14 protein-coding genes and 1 pseudogene are annotated in these 14,662 nt (G+C 65.0%); 4 read left to right on the forward strand and 11 right to left on the reverse strand.

Translation table 11 applies throughout. The features are described from left to right. From ftsY to rpoH, 4 genes and pseudogenes are all read left to right on the forward strand, one after another. Positions 1 to 1,002: pseudogene (gene ftsY / locus ECTHA_RS17190) on the forward strand (signal recognition particle-docking protein FtsY); the annotation flags it as partial. Positions 1,003 to 1,029: 27 nt separating this feature from the next. After that, a complete protein-coding gene (gene ftsE / locus ECTHA_RS0105705) occupies positions 1,030 to 1,704 on the forward strand; it encodes a cell division ATP-binding protein FtsE (RefSeq protein ID WP_025282855.1) in 675 nt (224 codons plus the stop codon). Further along, a complete protein-coding gene (ftsX, locus tag ECTHA_RS0105710) occupies positions 1,701 to 2,666 on the forward strand; it encodes a permease-like cell division protein FtsX (protein ID WP_025282856.1) in 966 nt (321 codons plus the stop codon). The genes ftsE and ftsX overlap by 4 nt, the downstream gene beginning before the upstream one ends. A gap of 390 nt (positions 2,667 to 3,056) precedes the next feature. Continuing rightward, entirely contained in the window at positions 3,057 to 3,914 is an 858-nt protein-coding gene (gene rpoH / locus ECTHA_RS0105715) for an RNA polymerase sigma factor RpoH (RefSeq protein ID WP_025282857.1), read from the forward strand. A 234-nt stretch (positions 3,915 to 4,148) separates the two neighbouring features. On the opposite strand, the gene ECTHA_RS19840 is transcribed toward rpoH, so the two are convergent. The 11 genes from ECTHA_RS19840 to bioH form a co-directional block, all read right to left on the reverse strand. Beyond that, positions 4,149 to 4,304 (reverse strand): hypothetical protein, encoded by a 156-nt coding sequence (locus ECTHA_RS19840; RefSeq protein ID WP_156946814.1) that lies wholly within the window; start codon positions 4,302 to 4,304, stop codon positions 4,149 to 4,151. Beyond that, positions 4,304 to 4,501, reverse strand: a complete 198-nt coding sequence (gene ccoS, locus ECTHA_RS0105725) for a cbb3-type cytochrome oxidase assembly protein CcoS (RefSeq protein WP_025282858.1) — start codon at positions 4,499 to 4,501, stop codon at positions 4,304 to 4,306. Before ccoS ends, ECTHA_RS19840 begins: the two co-directional genes overlap by 1 nt. Further along, a complete protein-coding gene (locus ECTHA_RS17195; RefSeq protein ID WP_025282859.1) occupies positions 4,498 to 7,101 on the reverse strand; it encodes a heavy metal translocating P-type ATPase in 2,604 nt (867 codons plus the stop codon). Before ECTHA_RS17195 ends, ccoS begins: the two co-directional genes overlap by 4 nt. Continuing rightward, positions 7,098 to 7,922 carry a FixH family protein gene (locus ECTHA_RS0105735; protein ID WP_026623581.1) on the reverse strand — a complete coding sequence of 275 codons (825 nt, stop codon included), beginning with the start codon at positions 7,920 to 7,922 and terminating at the stop codon, positions 7,098 to 7,100. Before ECTHA_RS0105735 ends, ECTHA_RS17195 begins: the two co-directional genes overlap by 4 nt. A 57-nt stretch (positions 7,923 to 7,979) precedes the next feature. Further along, positions 7,980 to 9,374, reverse strand: a complete 1,395-nt coding sequence (gene ccoG / locus ECTHA_RS0105740) for a cytochrome c oxidase accessory protein CcoG (RefSeq protein WP_025282860.1) — start codon at positions 9,372 to 9,374, stop codon at positions 7,980 to 7,982. A gap of 5 nt (positions 9,375 to 9,379) precedes the next feature. After that, on the reverse strand, positions 9,380 to 10,315 hold the full coding sequence (gene ccoP, locus ECTHA_RS0105745; protein ID WP_025282861.1) for a cytochrome-c oxidase, cbb3-type subunit III: 936 nt from the start codon (positions 10,313 to 10,315) through the stop codon (positions 9,380 to 9,382). After that, positions 10,312 to 10,518, reverse strand: a complete 207-nt coding sequence (locus tag ECTHA_RS0105750; RefSeq protein WP_025282862.1) for a cbb3-type cytochrome oxidase subunit 3 — start codon at positions 10,516 to 10,518, stop codon at positions 10,312 to 10,314. The genes ccoP and ECTHA_RS0105750 overlap by 4 nt, the downstream gene beginning before the upstream one ends. Before the next feature lie 12 nt (positions 10,519 to 10,530). Continuing rightward, on the reverse strand, positions 10,531 to 11,265 hold the full coding sequence (gene ccoO / locus ECTHA_RS0105755) for a cytochrome-c oxidase, cbb3-type subunit II (RefSeq protein ID WP_025282863.1): 735 nt from the start codon (positions 11,263 to 11,265) through the stop codon (positions 10,531 to 10,533). Between the two features lie 26 nt (positions 11,266 to 11,291). Then, positions 11,292 to 12,785 carry a cytochrome-c oxidase, cbb3-type subunit I gene (ccoN, locus tag ECTHA_RS0105760; protein WP_025282864.1) on the reverse strand — a complete coding sequence of 498 codons (1,494 nt, stop codon included), beginning with the start codon at positions 12,783 to 12,785 and terminating at the stop codon, positions 11,292 to 11,294. 170 nt (positions 12,786 to 12,955) lie between these two features. Further along, positions 12,956 to 13,816: a malonyl-ACP O-methyltransferase BioC gene (bioC, locus tag ECTHA_RS0105765; RefSeq protein ID WP_025282865.1), complete on the reverse strand. Its 861-nt coding sequence runs from the start codon at positions 13,814 to 13,816 to the stop codon at positions 12,956 to 12,958. Then, entirely contained in the window at positions 13,809 to 14,612 is an 804-nt protein-coding gene (gene bioH / locus ECTHA_RS0105770; RefSeq protein ID WP_025282866.1) for a pimeloyl-ACP methyl ester esterase BioH, read from the reverse strand. The genes bioC and bioH overlap by 8 nt, the downstream gene beginning before the upstream one ends. Between the last annotated feature and the right edge of the window lie 50 nt (positions 14,613 to 14,662).

The following is a 14,662-nucleotide window of genomic DNA, read 5'->3' on the forward strand; positions in this document are numbered from 1 at the left end:
AAGCCTGCAGAGCCCAAGGCCGAGGCACCCAAGCCCTCCGCCCCCACGCAAGAAGCCCCCACCAGCAAGTCCGGCCTCTTCTCCCGGCTGCGCAAGGGCCTGTCCAAGACCTCCTCCACCCTCACCGAGGGCATGTCTGGTCTGGTCATGGGCAAGAAAGCCATCGACGATGAGCTTCTGGAGGAACTGGAAACCCGTCTGCTGATGGCCGATGTGGGCATCGAGGCCACCGAGGAGATCCTCGATAACCTCACCACCCGCGTCGCACGCAAGGAACTGAAGGACGCCGAAGCCCTGGTCAAGGCCCTGGAAGCGGCCATGGTGGATGTGCTCGAGCCGGTACAGGCGCCCCTGAAGATCGACCGTGACCACAAGCCCTACGTCATCCTGGTGCTGGGCATCAACGGCTCGGGCAAGACCACCACTATCGGCAAGCTCACCCACCGCCTGCGGTCCCAGGGCTTGTCGGTGATGCTGGCCGCCGGCGACACCTTCCGTGCCGCCGCCGTGGAACAGCTGCAGACCTGGGGCGAGCGCAACCAGGCCCCGGTGATCTCCCAGGGCAAGGGGGCCGACTCCGCCTCGGTGATCTACGATGGCCTGCAGGCCGCCAAATCCCGCGGCATGGACGTGCTCATCGCCGACACCGCCGGCCGTCTGCACACCCAGACCAATCTCATGGACGAACTCAAGAAGGTCAAACGGGTGGTACAGCGCCTGGAACCGGACGCCCCCCATGAAATCCTCCTGGTGGTGGACGGCGGCACCGGCCAGAACGCCCTCAACCAGGCCCAGGACTTCGACCTGGCCATGGGCGTGACCGGCATCGCCGTCACCAAGCTGGACGGCACCGCCAAGGGCGGCATCCTGTTTGCCATGGCCCAGAAGGTGGGCATCCCGGTGCGTTTCATCGGCGTGGGGGAAAGCATCGAGGATCTGCGCGAGTTCGACGCCAAGGACTTTGCCCGGGCATTGCTGTCGGATGGCGCTCAAAAGGAGTGACGGCGCCCCTGGCGCCATCCCCAATCCATGATCCACCTGAAGAACGTCACCAAGCGCTACCCCACCGGCCATGAGGCCCTGTCCCGCATCAATCTCAAGCTGGACAAGGGCGCCATGGCCTTTCTCACCGGCCATTCCGGGGCCGGCAAGAGCACCCTGCTCAAGCTGATCGCCCTGATCGAGCGGCCCACCCGTGGGCGTCTCATCGTCAATGATCAGGACCTGGCCGGGCTCGCCCCCCGGCAGGTCCCCTACTTTCGTCGTCAGATCGGCATCATCTTCCAGGATCACCACCTGCTGCATGACCGCAGCGTCTTCGACAACGTGGCCCTGCCCCTGGTGATCCAGGGCTACCGGCAGCACGAGATCGCTCGCCGGGCCCGCGCCGCCCTGGACCGGGTGGGCCTGCTGCACAAGGAAGGCGCTGCCCCCATCACCCTATCCAGCGGCGAACAACAGCGGGTGGGCATCGCCCGGGCGGTGGTGCACAAACCGGCCATCCTCCTGGCCGACGAGCCCACCGGCAATCTGGACCCGGATCTGTCCCGGGAGATCATGGAACTGTTCATCCGTTTCAACCAGGTGGGCACCACGGTGATGATCGCCAGCCACGACCTGGAACTCATCTCCAGCCTGGGCAAGCCCATGGTGCGCCTGCACGAGGGACGCCTGCAGCGCGAAGCCCAGCCGGAGCCCGCATGAGTTCCAGGTCACGCCGGCGGCTCAACCGTCCCACCACCCATGCCCGCTTCCAGGCCTACGGGATCAATCATCTGCGGGCCCTGGTGTTCAGCCTGGGCAAGCTCTATCGGGCCCCCTTCTCCAGCCTGCTCACCCTGCTGGTGATCGCCATCGCGCTCACCCTGCCCAGCATCCTGTACCTCATCCTGGTCAATCTGCAGCAGGTCACGCCCCAGTGGGACCGCACCGCGCAGATCTCCGTCTTCCTGGCGTCTTCCGTGGCGGATGACGATGTCCCGGCCCTGGCCACCCGCCTGGCCCAGCGCGCCGACGTGGCCACCACCGAAGGGATCACCCGGGATCAGGCCCTGGAGGAGTTTCGCACCCATTCCGGGTTCGGTGACGCCGTGGATGCCCTGGGGGAGAATCCGTTACCGGCCGTCATCCTGGTCACTCCGGCCCTGGACACCCAGACCCCGGCCAACCTGGAGGCCCTGGTGGCCTCCCTGAATGAACTTGCGGAGGTGGACAGCGCCAGCCTGGACATGCAATGGGTGCAGCGCCTCTACGCCATCATGGACACCCTGGAGCGCACCACCCTGATCCTAGCGCTGCTGCTGGGGCTGGGGGTGATCCTGGTGGTGGGCAACACCATCCGTCTGGACGTCCAGAACCGCCGCGAGGAGATCGAGGTAGCCAAGCTGGTGGGCGCCACCGACGCCTTCATCCGCCGCCCCTTCCTCTACGGCGGCCTCTGGCTGGGCCTGGGCGGCGCCCTCATCGCCCTGCTCATCGTCGCCACCACCCGCATCCTGCTGACCTACCCGGTACAGGATCTGGCCGCCCTCTACGGCGGCCAGTACGGCATCCGCGGCCTCACCCCCACCGACAGCCTCACCCTCCTGGCCACCGGAGCCCTCCTCGGCCTCGCCGGCTCCTGGATCACCGTAGGCCGCCACCTCAAGCACATCGAACCCTCCTGACCCCCTCAGAGGATAGACACCTTTTCTAAATGGGACGCTGAATGGGGACAGGCACCTTGTCTACCTTCTTGTTGGCGCCTCCCTGTGGGAGCCGGCCTGCCGGCGAGAATGGGACGCTGAATGGGGACAGGCATCTTGTCTACCTTCTTGTTGGCGCCTCCCTGTGGGAGCCGGCCTGCCGGCGATGCGCTGCGCCAGCAGCGCCCGGGCCAGGCCATCTACCCGCCGCTTTCGCGGGCAAGGCCCGCTCCCACAAGCAAAAAAGCAAGAAAGGGAACAGCCCCCCTTTTTGGACCCTACAATTTGCAGGAACTCCCCCACCGGTTAGCACTCCAACGAGCAGACTGCTAAAATCACGGCATTCCGGCAGGAATGGGGAGGACGCCAACGATGAACACCGCGCTAGTCGCCACGAAAGACAATCTGGCCGTACCGGTCGGCAACCTGGAGAGCTACATCCAGGCGGTCAATCAGCTGCCCGTGCTGGAGGCCGACGATGAAAAGTCGCTGGCCCGTCGCCTGCGCGACCACCAGGATCTGGAGGCGGCGCGCACGCTGGTCATGCACAACCTGCGGTTCGTGGTGCACATCGCGCGGGGCTACTCCGGCTACGGTCTGGGCCTGGGGGATCTCATCCAGGAGGGCAACATCGGCCTGATGAAGGCGGTGAAGCGGTTTGATCCGGAAATGAACGTGCGCCTGATCTCGTTCGCCGTGCACTGGATCCGCGCCGAGATCCACGAATTCGTGCTGCGCAACTGGCGCATCGTCAAGGTGGCCACCACCAAGGCCCAGCGCAAGCTGTTCTTCAACCTGCGCAGCGCCAAGCAGCGCCTGGGCTGGTTCAGCCAGGAAGAAGTGGACACCGTGGCCCGGGATCTGGGCGTCACCCCCCGCGAGGTCATGGAGATGGAGTCGCGCATGGCCGGACAGGACATGAGCTTCGACCCGGAACCCCAGGACGACGACACCCCCTACCTGCCCCCGTCCGAGTCCCTGACCGACCACACTGACGACCCGGCCCAGGCCCTGGAGCGCAGCGACTGGGACAGCTACCACCACACCCGCTTGCAGCAAGCCATGGAGGCCCTGGACGACCGCAGCCGCCAGATCCTGGCCCGGCGCTGGCTGGCCGAAGACAAAGCCACCCTGCACGAACTGGCCGCCGAATACAGCGTATCCGCCGAACGCATCCGGCAACTGGAAAACAACGCCATCGGCAAGTTACGCAAGGCCATGGCGGCCTGATCAGCGCTCCTCCACCCTCACCCCAACCCCTCTCCCGCCAGCGGGAGAGGGGCTTGTAAAGCAAAATGCATGGGGTTCGCCCCTTGTCTCCTGCACCCCCTGATAGGGAGCCGGCCCGCCGGCGACGCGCTGCGACAGCAGCGCCCGAACCAAACCATGTGCCCACCGCTTTCGCGGGCGAGGCCCGCTCCCACACGGTTGCGCCTTGGGAATGGAGGCACCCCTTTTGGGGGGCTATCCCAGCAGGATCACCGAGAAAAAGCTCACCCAGCCCAGGATGATCAGGAACACGATGAAGGTCATCGCCCCGTTCTCGAAACTGAACATGGGGTGTCTGAGCACCGGTAGGCGGCGGGCCGCCGCGACCCATTCGTTCAACCTGTCGAGCATCACCTGTCCTCCTCCCGGGTTTCCCGGGATGCCGGATCCCGACGCGGGATCCTCGGGTCATCGTCATCCATGAGGATCCGGTGGGCCGGACCCTCCATGTCATCATACTGCCCGGCGCGCACCGTCCACAGGAACGCCGCCAGGATCACTGCCATGAAGATGATCCCCAGAGGGATCAGCAAGTAAAGAATGTTCATGCGCCCTCACTCCCGCCCGTCAGACCCTGATCGCGCAGCCTCAGGGCATTCACCACCACCAGCAGCGAGCTCAGGGACATCCCCAGCGCCGCAATCCAGGGGGTGATGAGCCCCACAGCCGCCACGGGCAATGCAATGGAATTGTAGCCAATGGCCCAGCCGATGTTCTGGCGGATCACCCGCGCCGTCTCCCGGGCCTTGTCCAGCCCTGCCGGCAGCACCGAAAGCTGATCCCGGTAGAGGATCATGTCGGCGCTGGCCTGCGCCAGCTGAGTGCCCCCGGCCATGGCCACCGATACCGTGGCCCGGGAGAGCACCGGCGCGTCATTGACCCCATCCCCCACCATGGCCACCCGGGCGCCCTGCGCCTCCAGGGCCTCCAGGGCGGCCAGCTTGTCGGCGGGGGTGAGGCCGCCCCGGGCATCCTCGATGCCCAGTCCCTCGGCCAGGCGCTTCACCGTGGCCGGATCATCACCCGAGAAGACATGCAGGTTCAGGCCGCGTTCCCTGAGGGCCTCCACGGTGGGCAGGGCATCGGGCCGCAGCCGGTCCTCCAGGGTGAAAAGGGCCAGCGGGCCGGCCTCGTCACCCAGGGCGATGACAGTACCTTGGTCGGCGTGGCGACGGGCCATCTCGATCAGACGATCCCCCGCTTCGCCACCGATCAGCTGCGCCACAAACCGGGGACTGCCGAGGCGCACCCGCCTACCATGAACCCAGCCCTCGACACCCAGGCCCGGGAAGGTCCGGGGCCCGTCATCGTCCGGTGCCTCCCCTTTCGCGGCCGAGGGCCGCTCCCACATGCCATCCCCATCAGCACCGGCCTCCGGGGCCAGAACTCCGCCCCCGTGGGAGCGGCCCTCGGCCGCGAATGTCGAAGCCTCACAAGCCCCGGCAGTCGCCTCATCCTCCGCCGCCTGCAGCAACGCCCTCGCCACCGGATGCCCCGACCCCACCTCCAGCGCCGCAGCCATCCGCAGACAGGCACCACGATCCAGGGCCCCCAGCACCTCCACCCCGCGCAGACTCAACCGCCCCTCGGTCAGCGTCCCCGTCTTGTCGAACACCACATCGGTCACACCGGCCAGCCCCTCCAGGGCCTCTCCCCGGGCGGTGAGCAGGCCCCGGCCGGTCAACGCCCCGGTGGCGGCCGTGATCGCCGCCGGCGTGGCCAGGGCCAGGGCGCAGGGGCAGCTCACCACCAGCATGGCCACCATCACCCAGAAAGCCCGGGCCGGATCAATCCACAACCACCACACCAACCCCACCAGGACCGTGAGCACCAGCACCGCCCCCACGAACCAGCCGGTGCCGCGCTCCGCCATCACCGCCAGGCGCGGCTTCTGAGTCTGGGCGCGATCCAGCAGGCGCTGGATGGCCGAGAGCACCGTATCGGCGCCCACCTGCTCCACCCGCATCACCAGCGGGCTCTCCACGTTCACCGTGCCCCCGGTCAACCCATCGCCCCGTGCCCGCGCCCTGGGCAGGCTCTCCCCCGTCAGCAGGGACTCATCCACGCTGGAGCGCCCGGACTCCACCACACCGTCGGCAGGCACCGGCTCACCCGGGCGAATGCGCACCCGATCCCCCGGTAAAAGCTCCGTCACAGACACCTGCTCCTCCCCCGTGTCGATCAGACGCGTGGCCACCGCCGGCAACAGCCGACCCAGTGCCTCCGTGGCCTGGCCGGCCCGCTGGCGCGCTGCCATCTCCAGGTAACGACCGGTGAGCAGGAAGAAGACGAACATGGTCACCGACTCGAAATACACATGCTCATGGCTGCCGGTGACCGTGGCCCACACGCTGGCCAGATAAGTGGAACCAATGGCCAGGGCCACCGGCACATCCATCCCCAAGCGACGCTGGCGCACATCCCGCCAGGCCGAGGTGAAGAAGCTGGCACCCGCATACACCACCACTGGCGTGGCAATGAACAGGGCCACCCAGCGCAGGAAGTGCATCATGTCCTCCTGCCCGGCCACGCCGTGCCCCAGCCACAGGGCCACGGCAATCATCATCACCTGCATCATGCCCAGCCCGGCCACCGCCAGGCGCCTCAGGGCACGGTCCCTCTCACGCTTGAACGAGGCCTCCTGGCGCCCCGGATCAAACGGATGGGCCCGGTAACCGATCTCATGGACGGCCTGAAGAATCCGGCTGAGTTGAACCCGACTGGCGTCCCAACGAGCCCGCGCCCGATGGGTGGAATAGTTCACCGAAAAATCCAGCACCCCGGGCAGAGCCTTCACATGGCGCTCGCTCAACCACACGCAGGCGGCACAGGTGATGCCCTCCAGCATCAGCGAGGCTTCGCGCACATCCCCTTCGGCCACATGCACGAAGCTGCGCTGTACCTGTTCGGTATCGTAAAGATCCAGGCCTGCCAGAGGCGCCAACGGGTCCGGTGGGCCGTCGGGGGTCTCGGTACGATGCCGGTAATAGTCCTCCAGACCGGCGTCGACAATGGCACCCGCCACCGCCAGGCAACCCGGACAACAAAAGACCCGCTCTTCCCCCAGCACTACCCGGCGGAGTTTGCTGCCCTCGGGGCTGCCCTCGGGGACAGGCAAGCCGCAGTGGTAACAAGGCTCCCGGGTCACCCTTCCCTCACGGAAGTGACGCCCCGCTGCTCATGGAGATCCTCACCACGGTACACCTGCAGCAGCAGATCCCAGCGCCCCGGAGCCGGGAAGCGCAATTGCGTCTGATACAGTCCCGGCCCCACCTCACGCATCTCGAACACCTGATCCATGCGCTCATCGGATGGCCGCATGAACTCCCCCACGATCTGCGCCCGGCGCACCGGCTCACCCTCCCGATCGGTCACCTTCACCTGGAAGGTGCTGAGCTCATCCAGCCGGGGCGCCTCCAGCCACCCCTGGCGCACCTGCCAACCCCGCTCGGCCTGCACCTTGGCCTGTTGCATATATTCCTGGGCCAGGGCCTGATTCTTGTGAGAGATGTGGGCGGCAGTGCCCGGGAAGAAGGACGTCACCTCTTCAGCGCCGCTACGCGGCTCCGGCAGGATGCGCCCCACCAGATTACTGGGCATACCCTGGTGGGCCACAGTCACCAGGATGCCGTTGACCGTGGCGATGACCAGGAAAAAACCGATGATCGTGGCCGGCGCCCAGTGCACCTGCAGTCGCCCCACCTTCTCACCCCGGCCTTTCTGGCTCTCGATCTGGTTCATGATGATGCCCAGGCCGTAGGGGGTGATCACATAAAAGGCCAGATGGATGGCAAACACATCCGCCCCGGGCCAGAAAACCACCGAGATGGGGATGAACACCAGCATGGTGAACACCAGCACCGTCAGGGAGGTCTGGTAGGCCCGCAGCCGGGTGAAGCGGTAGAGCACGAAGAACAGGACGATGCCCGCGAGGACGCCCAGGCCGAGAGTGAGGACTAATGGATCCATGATGTTGTTAACCTGCTGAAAGTAGCTATCAATTCAGGCACAGCGCCCGCCTCCCGCTCATCTCAAGATAAACTGCGACTCCACCCGCACCACATCCATCCCCTCCGGCTCCACCGGCACCACCTCGAACACCACCCCCTGCTGCCGCGGCGCCCCCGCCGGCACGTCGTAACGCACCCTTGCCAGCAACGTGGTGCGCTGCTCCGGCATCAGGCTCACCCGCTCGATACGCCCCGTGTCCAGCGCCGCACCGTCCAGCCCGGTGAGCCTCAACTCCAGCACCACCGGGTGCTGCGCCTTGTTGTGCAGGCGGATTTCATAACTGTTCTGGATGGAGCCATCCGATAGCTGCACGAACAGGGGCTGACGCACCTGGCTCACCGAGGCATCCAGGGGCGTCTGATGAGCGATGCCCAACACCAGCAACACCGTGATCAGCACCAGCGGCGCTGCATAGCCAAGCGTCTTGGGCTTGAAGTACCGGGTGCGCCGCCCCTCCAGGGCGTTCTCCGAGGTATAGCGCACCAGCCCCCGGGGCCATTTCAGACCATCCATCACCGTGTCGCAGGCATCCACGCACAGGGCACAGTGGATGCACTGGTACTGCAGCCCGTCACGGATATCGATGCCCACCGGGCACACCTGCACACAATAGCCACAATCAATGCAGTCACCCAAGCCCCTGGCCTGACGCTCCTCGCGACTGCGCAAGCCCCGCACGGGCTTCGAGCGGCCTTCAGAGCCCTCCCCCCGCGCGGCATCGTAGGACACGATCAGGGTGTCCTTGTCGAACATCACACTCTGAAAGCGGGCATACGGGCACATATAAGTGCACACCTGCTCGCGCAGCAGGCCAGCCAGCAGGTAGGTGGTGATGGTGAGAAACCCGGTGGTGGCATAGGCGGCAAAGGCCGCCTGACCAGTGAAGAAGGCCACCACCAGATCCGGGGCATTGGCCCAGTACAGGGTGAAGGTGAGCCCGGTGGCAAAGGCCACCAGTAGCCAAAGCCCGTGGGTGGCCCCCTTGAGCGCCATGGCCCGGGGACCGCCCTGCTGGGCGAGGCGCATGCGCGCCGCCCGATCCCCCTGCACCCAGCGCTCGATGAGCATGAACACATCGGTCCACAGGGTCTGAAAACAGAAATAGCCGCAGAACACCCGCCCGGCAATGCCCGTCACCATGAACAGCAGCAGCGCCAGTATGATCAGCAACGCCGCCAGCCAGAAGATGTCCTGCGGGTGCACCAGCAGGTCAAAGAGATAGAAACGGCGCCCGGGGATATCGAACAGCACCGCCTGATTGGCTGCGTGCTCACGTTCCCAGCGCAGCCAGGGGAGCAGGAAGTACACCCCGTAGGCCAGGGCGAGCACACTCCACTTCAGGTTGCGAAAACGCCCCTTGACGGCCCGGGGGTAGATGGGAATACGGGCCTGGTACTGAGTGTCGGGCATGCGCGCTACTGACCACCCCCGAACTGGTGCACATAGGTGGCCAGCACCTTGATCTCGGCATCGGAGAGGCGATCACCAAAGGCCGGCATCTCCTGGCGCACCCCGTCGTGAACCAGCTGACTGATCAGGGCGCGGCGGGCCGCATCGTCCTCGGCGCCGGCCACATCAATGTTCTGCCAGATATCGTTGGTCAGGTCCGGGGCCCCCTGGGAGCGCAGGCCGGTGCCATCGTGCCGATGGCAGGCATGGCAGCCACCCTCACGCCCCTGAAAGATCTCCCCGCCCCGGGCGATCTTCTCTGCATCCCCCTCATATCCCGCCAGACTCAGCACATAGGCCGCCACATGGTCCCGCTGCTGCTCGTCCAGCACCTCACGGTAATCAGGCATGAACCCCAGTCGCCCGTGGGTAATGGTCTGGGCAATGGTCTCCACATCCCCGCCCCAGTGCCAGTTATCGTCGGCCAGGTTGGGATACACACCCATGAGCCCCGCCCCGCCGGTCTGATGGCAGGCGGCGCAGAAGTCACCGAACATCCCCCGGCCATAGGAGTTCACGAAGGCCAGCTTGTTGGTATCGCCGAGCACCTCGTCCAGGGTGCTATCGTCAATCACCTGCAAGAACTCACGCTGGCGCAGCGCGGAATCACCGGTCTGCATGTCCCGCACCAGCAGCGCGCGACTGTTCCAGTGAGTTGTCCGCTCTTCGCCATCCACCTCGAAGGTGACCGTGCTCAGCCCCTTGGTGAAGGTGTCGGCCACCGGCCAGGCCGGATACAGCAGCCAGTAAATCAGGGAGAAGATCACCGTGGCATAAAAGCCCCAGAGCCACCAGCGGGGCAAGGGATTATCCAGTTCACGCAGGTTGTCGTCCCAGGTGTGACCCGTGGTCGGCACGCCCTTGCCGGCGGGAGCTTCAGGTGATTGTCCGGATTCGCTCATGGCCGGTCCTTCCTGTCCTGGTCGCGTTGTTCAGGCGTGTCTTCATCGTCGAAGGGAATATAACGATAGGATTCAAGACGATCCGAACGACTGCGACTGGAAAACAGATAGATGAGAATACCCACGAAGGTGCTGAAGAACAGCAATAGCGCCACGATCTTGCTGTTGCCCAGGTCCGTGATCCAAAGCCAGAGGTCTGCCACGTCAACACCCCATCATCGAAATTCGACGAAGTAACCCTCGTCGTACTGACTGAAATCCACCAACGTGCCCAGCATCTGCAGATAGGCCACCATGGCATCCATCTCGGTGATGCGCGATGGATCGCCGTCATAGTTGCCCCGACGCGCCTGGGCCTCCAGGTTCTCCCGGGCATCATCGATATGCAGCATGCGCGCGGTCTGTTCGCCGAAACGCTCCACGTTGGCCTGGTACTCCTCCTCGTTGATGGAGTAAGGCACGCCCACTCGCCGCAGGGCCCGCATGCGCCGCTCGATGTCGTCGTAGGCCAGATCACGCCGGGCCAGCCAGGGATAGCCCGGCATGATGGACTCGGGCACCACTGATTTCGGGTCGATCAGGTGGCGCACATGCCACTCGTTGGAATACTTGCCGCCCACCCGGGCCAGGTCCGGCCCCGTGCGCTTGGAGCCCCACTGAAAGGGATGGTCATACATGGACTCCGCCGCCAGGGAATAGTGCCCATAACGCAGCATCTCGTCCCGGAAGGGCCGCACCATCTGGGAATGGCAGTTGTAGCAACCCTCGCGCACATAGATATCCCGCCCCCGCTGCTCCAGCGGCGTGTAGGGGCGCACCCCGTCCACTTCCTCCACCGTGTCGTCGATGTAGAACAGGGGGACGATCTCCACCAGGCCGCCGATACTGATCACGATCAGGGTGAGAATGACCAGCAGGCCTGCATTGGTCTCGATGGTTTCGTGCTTCATCTTCATGGCTGCTTATGGCTCCCTGATCAGGCCCGGGCAGTGGCCGTGGCGCCACCCGCGGTCCGCGACTCCGCCGCCTTCAACGCGCGATGCACGGGCATGACGGTCTTGTAGATATTGAAGGCCATCAGCAACATCCCGGCCAGGAACAACCCACCGCCGAGCGCACGCACCACATAGGGCTGATGCAGGAACACCACCGTCTCGATAAAGGTGTAGGACAGGTTCCCGAACTCATCGAAGGCCCTGAGCATCAGGCCCTGGCCGATGCCGGCCACCCACATGGCAACGATGTAGAGCACGATGCCGATGGTGGCCAGGAAGAAGTGCACATACACCAGGCGGATGCTGTAGAGCTTGGTGTCCCACAGCCGCGGGATCAGGTGATACAGGGAGCCGAAGGTGATCATCGCCACCCAGCCCAGGGCCCCGGAGTGCACATGCCCCACCGTCCAGTCGGTGTAATGGGACAGGGCGTTCACGCTCTTGAGGGACATCATCGGCCCCTCGAAGGTGGCCATGCCATAGAAGGACAGGGAGGTGATCATGAACAGCATGATCGGATCGGTACGCAGTTTGTCCCACGCCCCGGAGAGGGTCATCACCCCGTTGATCATGCCCCCCCAGGAGGGCAGGAGCAGCAGGATGGAGAAGGTGGCCGAGAGGGTGGTCACCCAGTCCGGCAGGGCCGTCCAGTGCAGGTGGTGCGCCCCCACCCACATGTACAGGAACACCAGCGCCCAGAAGTGCACGATGGACAACCTGTAGGAATAGATTGGCCTTCCCGCCTGCTTGGGCACGAAGTAATACATCATCCCCAGGAAGGCCGCGGTGAGGAAGAAGCCCACGGCATTATGGCCGTACCACCACTGGGTCATGGCGTCCTGCACCCCCGAGAACAGGGAGTACGACTCCAGGCTGAACAGGCTCACCGGCACCGCCAGGTTATTGAAGATATGCAGGATGGCCGTGGCCAGGATGAAGGCCATGAAAAACCAGTTGGCAACATAGATGTGCGGCTGAGTGCGGCGCAGCAGGGTCATCAGGTAAACCAGGAAATAGGCCACCCAGACCACGGTGATGAGGATGTCGATCTGCCAGGTGAACTCGGCGTATTCCCTTCCCTGGGTGAAGCCCGCCATGTAGGTGATCGCCCCCAGGAACACCGCCGCGTTCCATCCCCAGAAGGTGAACTCCGCCAATCGGGTGCCGAACAGTCGCGTCTGACAGGTGCGCTGCACCACGTAATACGAGGTGGCAAACAGGGCGTTACCGCCAAAACCGAAGATCACCAGGGTGGTATGCACCGGGCGGAATCGCCCGAAACTGATCTGTGCGATATCGAAGTTGAGGAACGGGAACGCCAGCTGCGCGGCGATATACACCCCCACGCCCATCCCCAGCACGCCCCAGACGAGGGACATGATGGCAAACTTCTTGACGATGGCGTAGTTATACTGCTCGGAGGGGGCAACCGGCGCGCTTGGCCGTGCTGCATCTGCGGTGCTCGACTGGGCCATGATCTGGTCTCTTATGAATTCCCTTGGAAAAGGTATAGACCTTTCCGTGGAAAATTGCGACCGCTCAAGGCCGCCGGCAAAACCTGACTCTAATCCAAGGAATTAATGAAAGCGAACAAAGGAAATTAATGGGGGTAAAAGGGTGAGTGATCAGGGCAGCCACCCCACCCTCACCCCGCCCGAATCGGAATCGCCCCCTTGGGCAACCCGCTCGGCGCTGGCGCATCCGGCACCCAGGCATGCCCGTATACCACCTCATAACTGGCCGGCAACAGCCCCTCCTGCCGATATTCCTCATAAGCCGCCTCCAGCGCCCGCAACCGCCCGGGCCCGGTCAGCCCGCGCCCGCGCCCCGACAACGCATTGGTCGCCCCGATCGCCTTCAGATCCCGCATCAACCCCCGCACATCCGGGTAGGTCACCGTCATCCGCTCCACATCCATCACCGGATCGGCAAACCCCGCCCGCACCAGGGCATCGCCGATATCGTGCATGTCCATGAAGGCATTCACATGGGCGCGACCATCCACCACCTCCCAGGCCCGACGTAGCTCCACCAGCGTATCCGGCCCCAGGGTGGTGAACATCAACAGCCCCTGGGGCGAAAGCACCCGCCGAAACTCCGCCAGAGCCCGGTCCAGATCATTGCACCACTGCACCGTCAGGCTGGAGAAAATCAGGTCAAAGCTGGCATCCGCAAAGGGCAGGGATTCCACGTCGGCGCATACCAGCCCCGGCTTGCGCCACCAGCCGGCCCCCTTGGCCGTGAGCCGCAACATCGCGGGCGACAGATCCAGGGCCACCACCCGACTGCCCTTGTACAGCCGCTTGAGCCCCTGGGCCCCCTGCCCCGTGCCCGCCCCGGCATCCAGCACCCGGGCCGGGTCCAGCTTCACCCACTGCAAGCGCTCCAGCAGCCGCGAACACACCTCCCGCTGCAACACCGCCGCCTCATCATACGAGGACGCCGCCTGGTCGAAGGTGGCACGCACCCGCCGTTTGTCCAGGCGATAGGGTGAGGCATCAGTCATGCAAAAGGCTCCGCAGGGTCTCTTCAAAGGCTTGGGGCCGGGACAGGAACGGCGCATGTCCGGCCCGCTCGATCACGGGGGTCTTCATGTCGGGTCGCAGGGCCCTGAGCTGTTCACCCACGCCCGCCGGCACCAGAGTGTCGTATTCCCCCAGGATGGCATGCACCGGGCACTCCAGAGCCGCCAGCTCGTCGCGCAGATCCAGATGGCGCAGCCAGTCCAGCCCCTCATGCAGGGCCTGCTCCGCCGGCGGATCGCTCAGCAACCTAGCCCGCAATCCACGCAGGGCGTCCTGGGCATTATCCAACCCATGGAACTGCAGGGCCAGAAAGCGGTTCAGCGTGGTGCGATAATTGGCCGCCAGCCCCTGGGCAAAGGCATCCAGCACCGGCCCACGCATGGCCTGGGGCCAGCCCTCCCCCTGCACGAACCGGGGCGTGCCGGCCACCAGAATGACCTTTTGCACCCGGTCGGGATGCCGACTCGCCGCGCGAATGGCCACCAGGGCGCCCAGGGACCAGCCGATCAGCGTCAGGGCATCGGATTCCGGTGAATCCACGTCAGGGGCCTGCGCGGCAGCTACCACCCGATCGGCCACCTCATCCAGCTCACCCAGACTCCCCTCCCCGGCCAGTCGTCCATGCCCGGGCAGATCCACCGCCCGCACCGGGCCCGCGTCCTGCAGCGCCGGGACCAGATCGTCCCACACCCCGGCATTGAGCCCCCAGCCGTGGATGAGGGTGACAAGGGGACAGCCCCCTTTTCCGCTTTTTGTTTTCAGAACTCCCGCCTGCATCGGTTATGATCCCCTCACATCCAGATCACCCACCGGATCCCGGTCGCAAG

It is taken from the genome of Ectothiorhodospira haloalkaliphila ATCC 51935 (genome assembly GCF_000633935.1).
Lineage (GTDB): Bacteria > Pseudomonadota > Gammaproteobacteria > Ectothiorhodospirales > Ectothiorhodospiraceae > Ectothiorhodospira > Ectothiorhodospira haloalkaliphila.

Coding starts and splice junctions, on each gene's coding strand:
- ftsE (WP_025282855.1), top strand. CDS start 1,030: ATGATCCACCTGAAGAACGTCACCAAGCGCTACCCCACCGGCCATGAG.
- ftsX (WP_025282856.1), top strand. CDS start 1,701: ATGAGTTCCAGGTCACGCCGGCGGCTCAACCGTCCCACCACCCATGCC.
- rpoH (WP_025282857.1), top strand. CDS start 3,057: ATGAACACCGCGCTAGTCGCCACGAAAGACAATCTGGCCGTACCGGTC.
- ECTHA_RS19840 (WP_156946814.1), bottom strand. CDS start 4,304: ATGCTCGACAGGTTGAACGAATGGGTCGCGGCGGCCCGCCGCCTACCG.
- ccoS (WP_025282858.1), bottom strand. CDS start 4,501: ATGAACATTCTTTACTTGCTGATCCCTCTGGGGATCATCTTCATGGCA.
- ECTHA_RS0105735 (WP_026623581.1), bottom strand. CDS start 7,922: ATGGATCCATTAGTCCTCACTCTCGGCCTGGGCGTCCTCGCGGGCATC.
- ccoG (WP_025282860.1), bottom strand. CDS start 9,374: ATGCCCGACACTCAGTACCAGGCCCGTATTCCCATCTACCCCCGGGCC.
- ccoP (WP_025282861.1), bottom strand. CDS start 10,315: ATGAGCGAATCCGGACAATCACCTGAAGCTCCCGCCGGCAAGGGCGTG.
- ccoO (WP_025282863.1), bottom strand. CDS start 11,265: ATGAAGCACGAAACCATCGAGACCAATGCAGGCCTGCTGGTCATTCTC.
- ccoN (WP_025282864.1), bottom strand. CDS start 12,785: ATGGCCCAGTCGAGCACCGCAGATGCAGCACGGCCAAGCGCGCCGGTT.
- bioC (WP_025282865.1), bottom strand. CDS start 13,816: ATGACTGATGCCTCACCCTATCGCCTGGACAAACGGCGGGTGCGTGCC.
- bioH (WP_025282866.1), bottom strand. CDS start 14,612: ATGCAGGCGGGAGTTCTGAAAACAAAAAGCGGAAAAGGGGGCTGTCCC.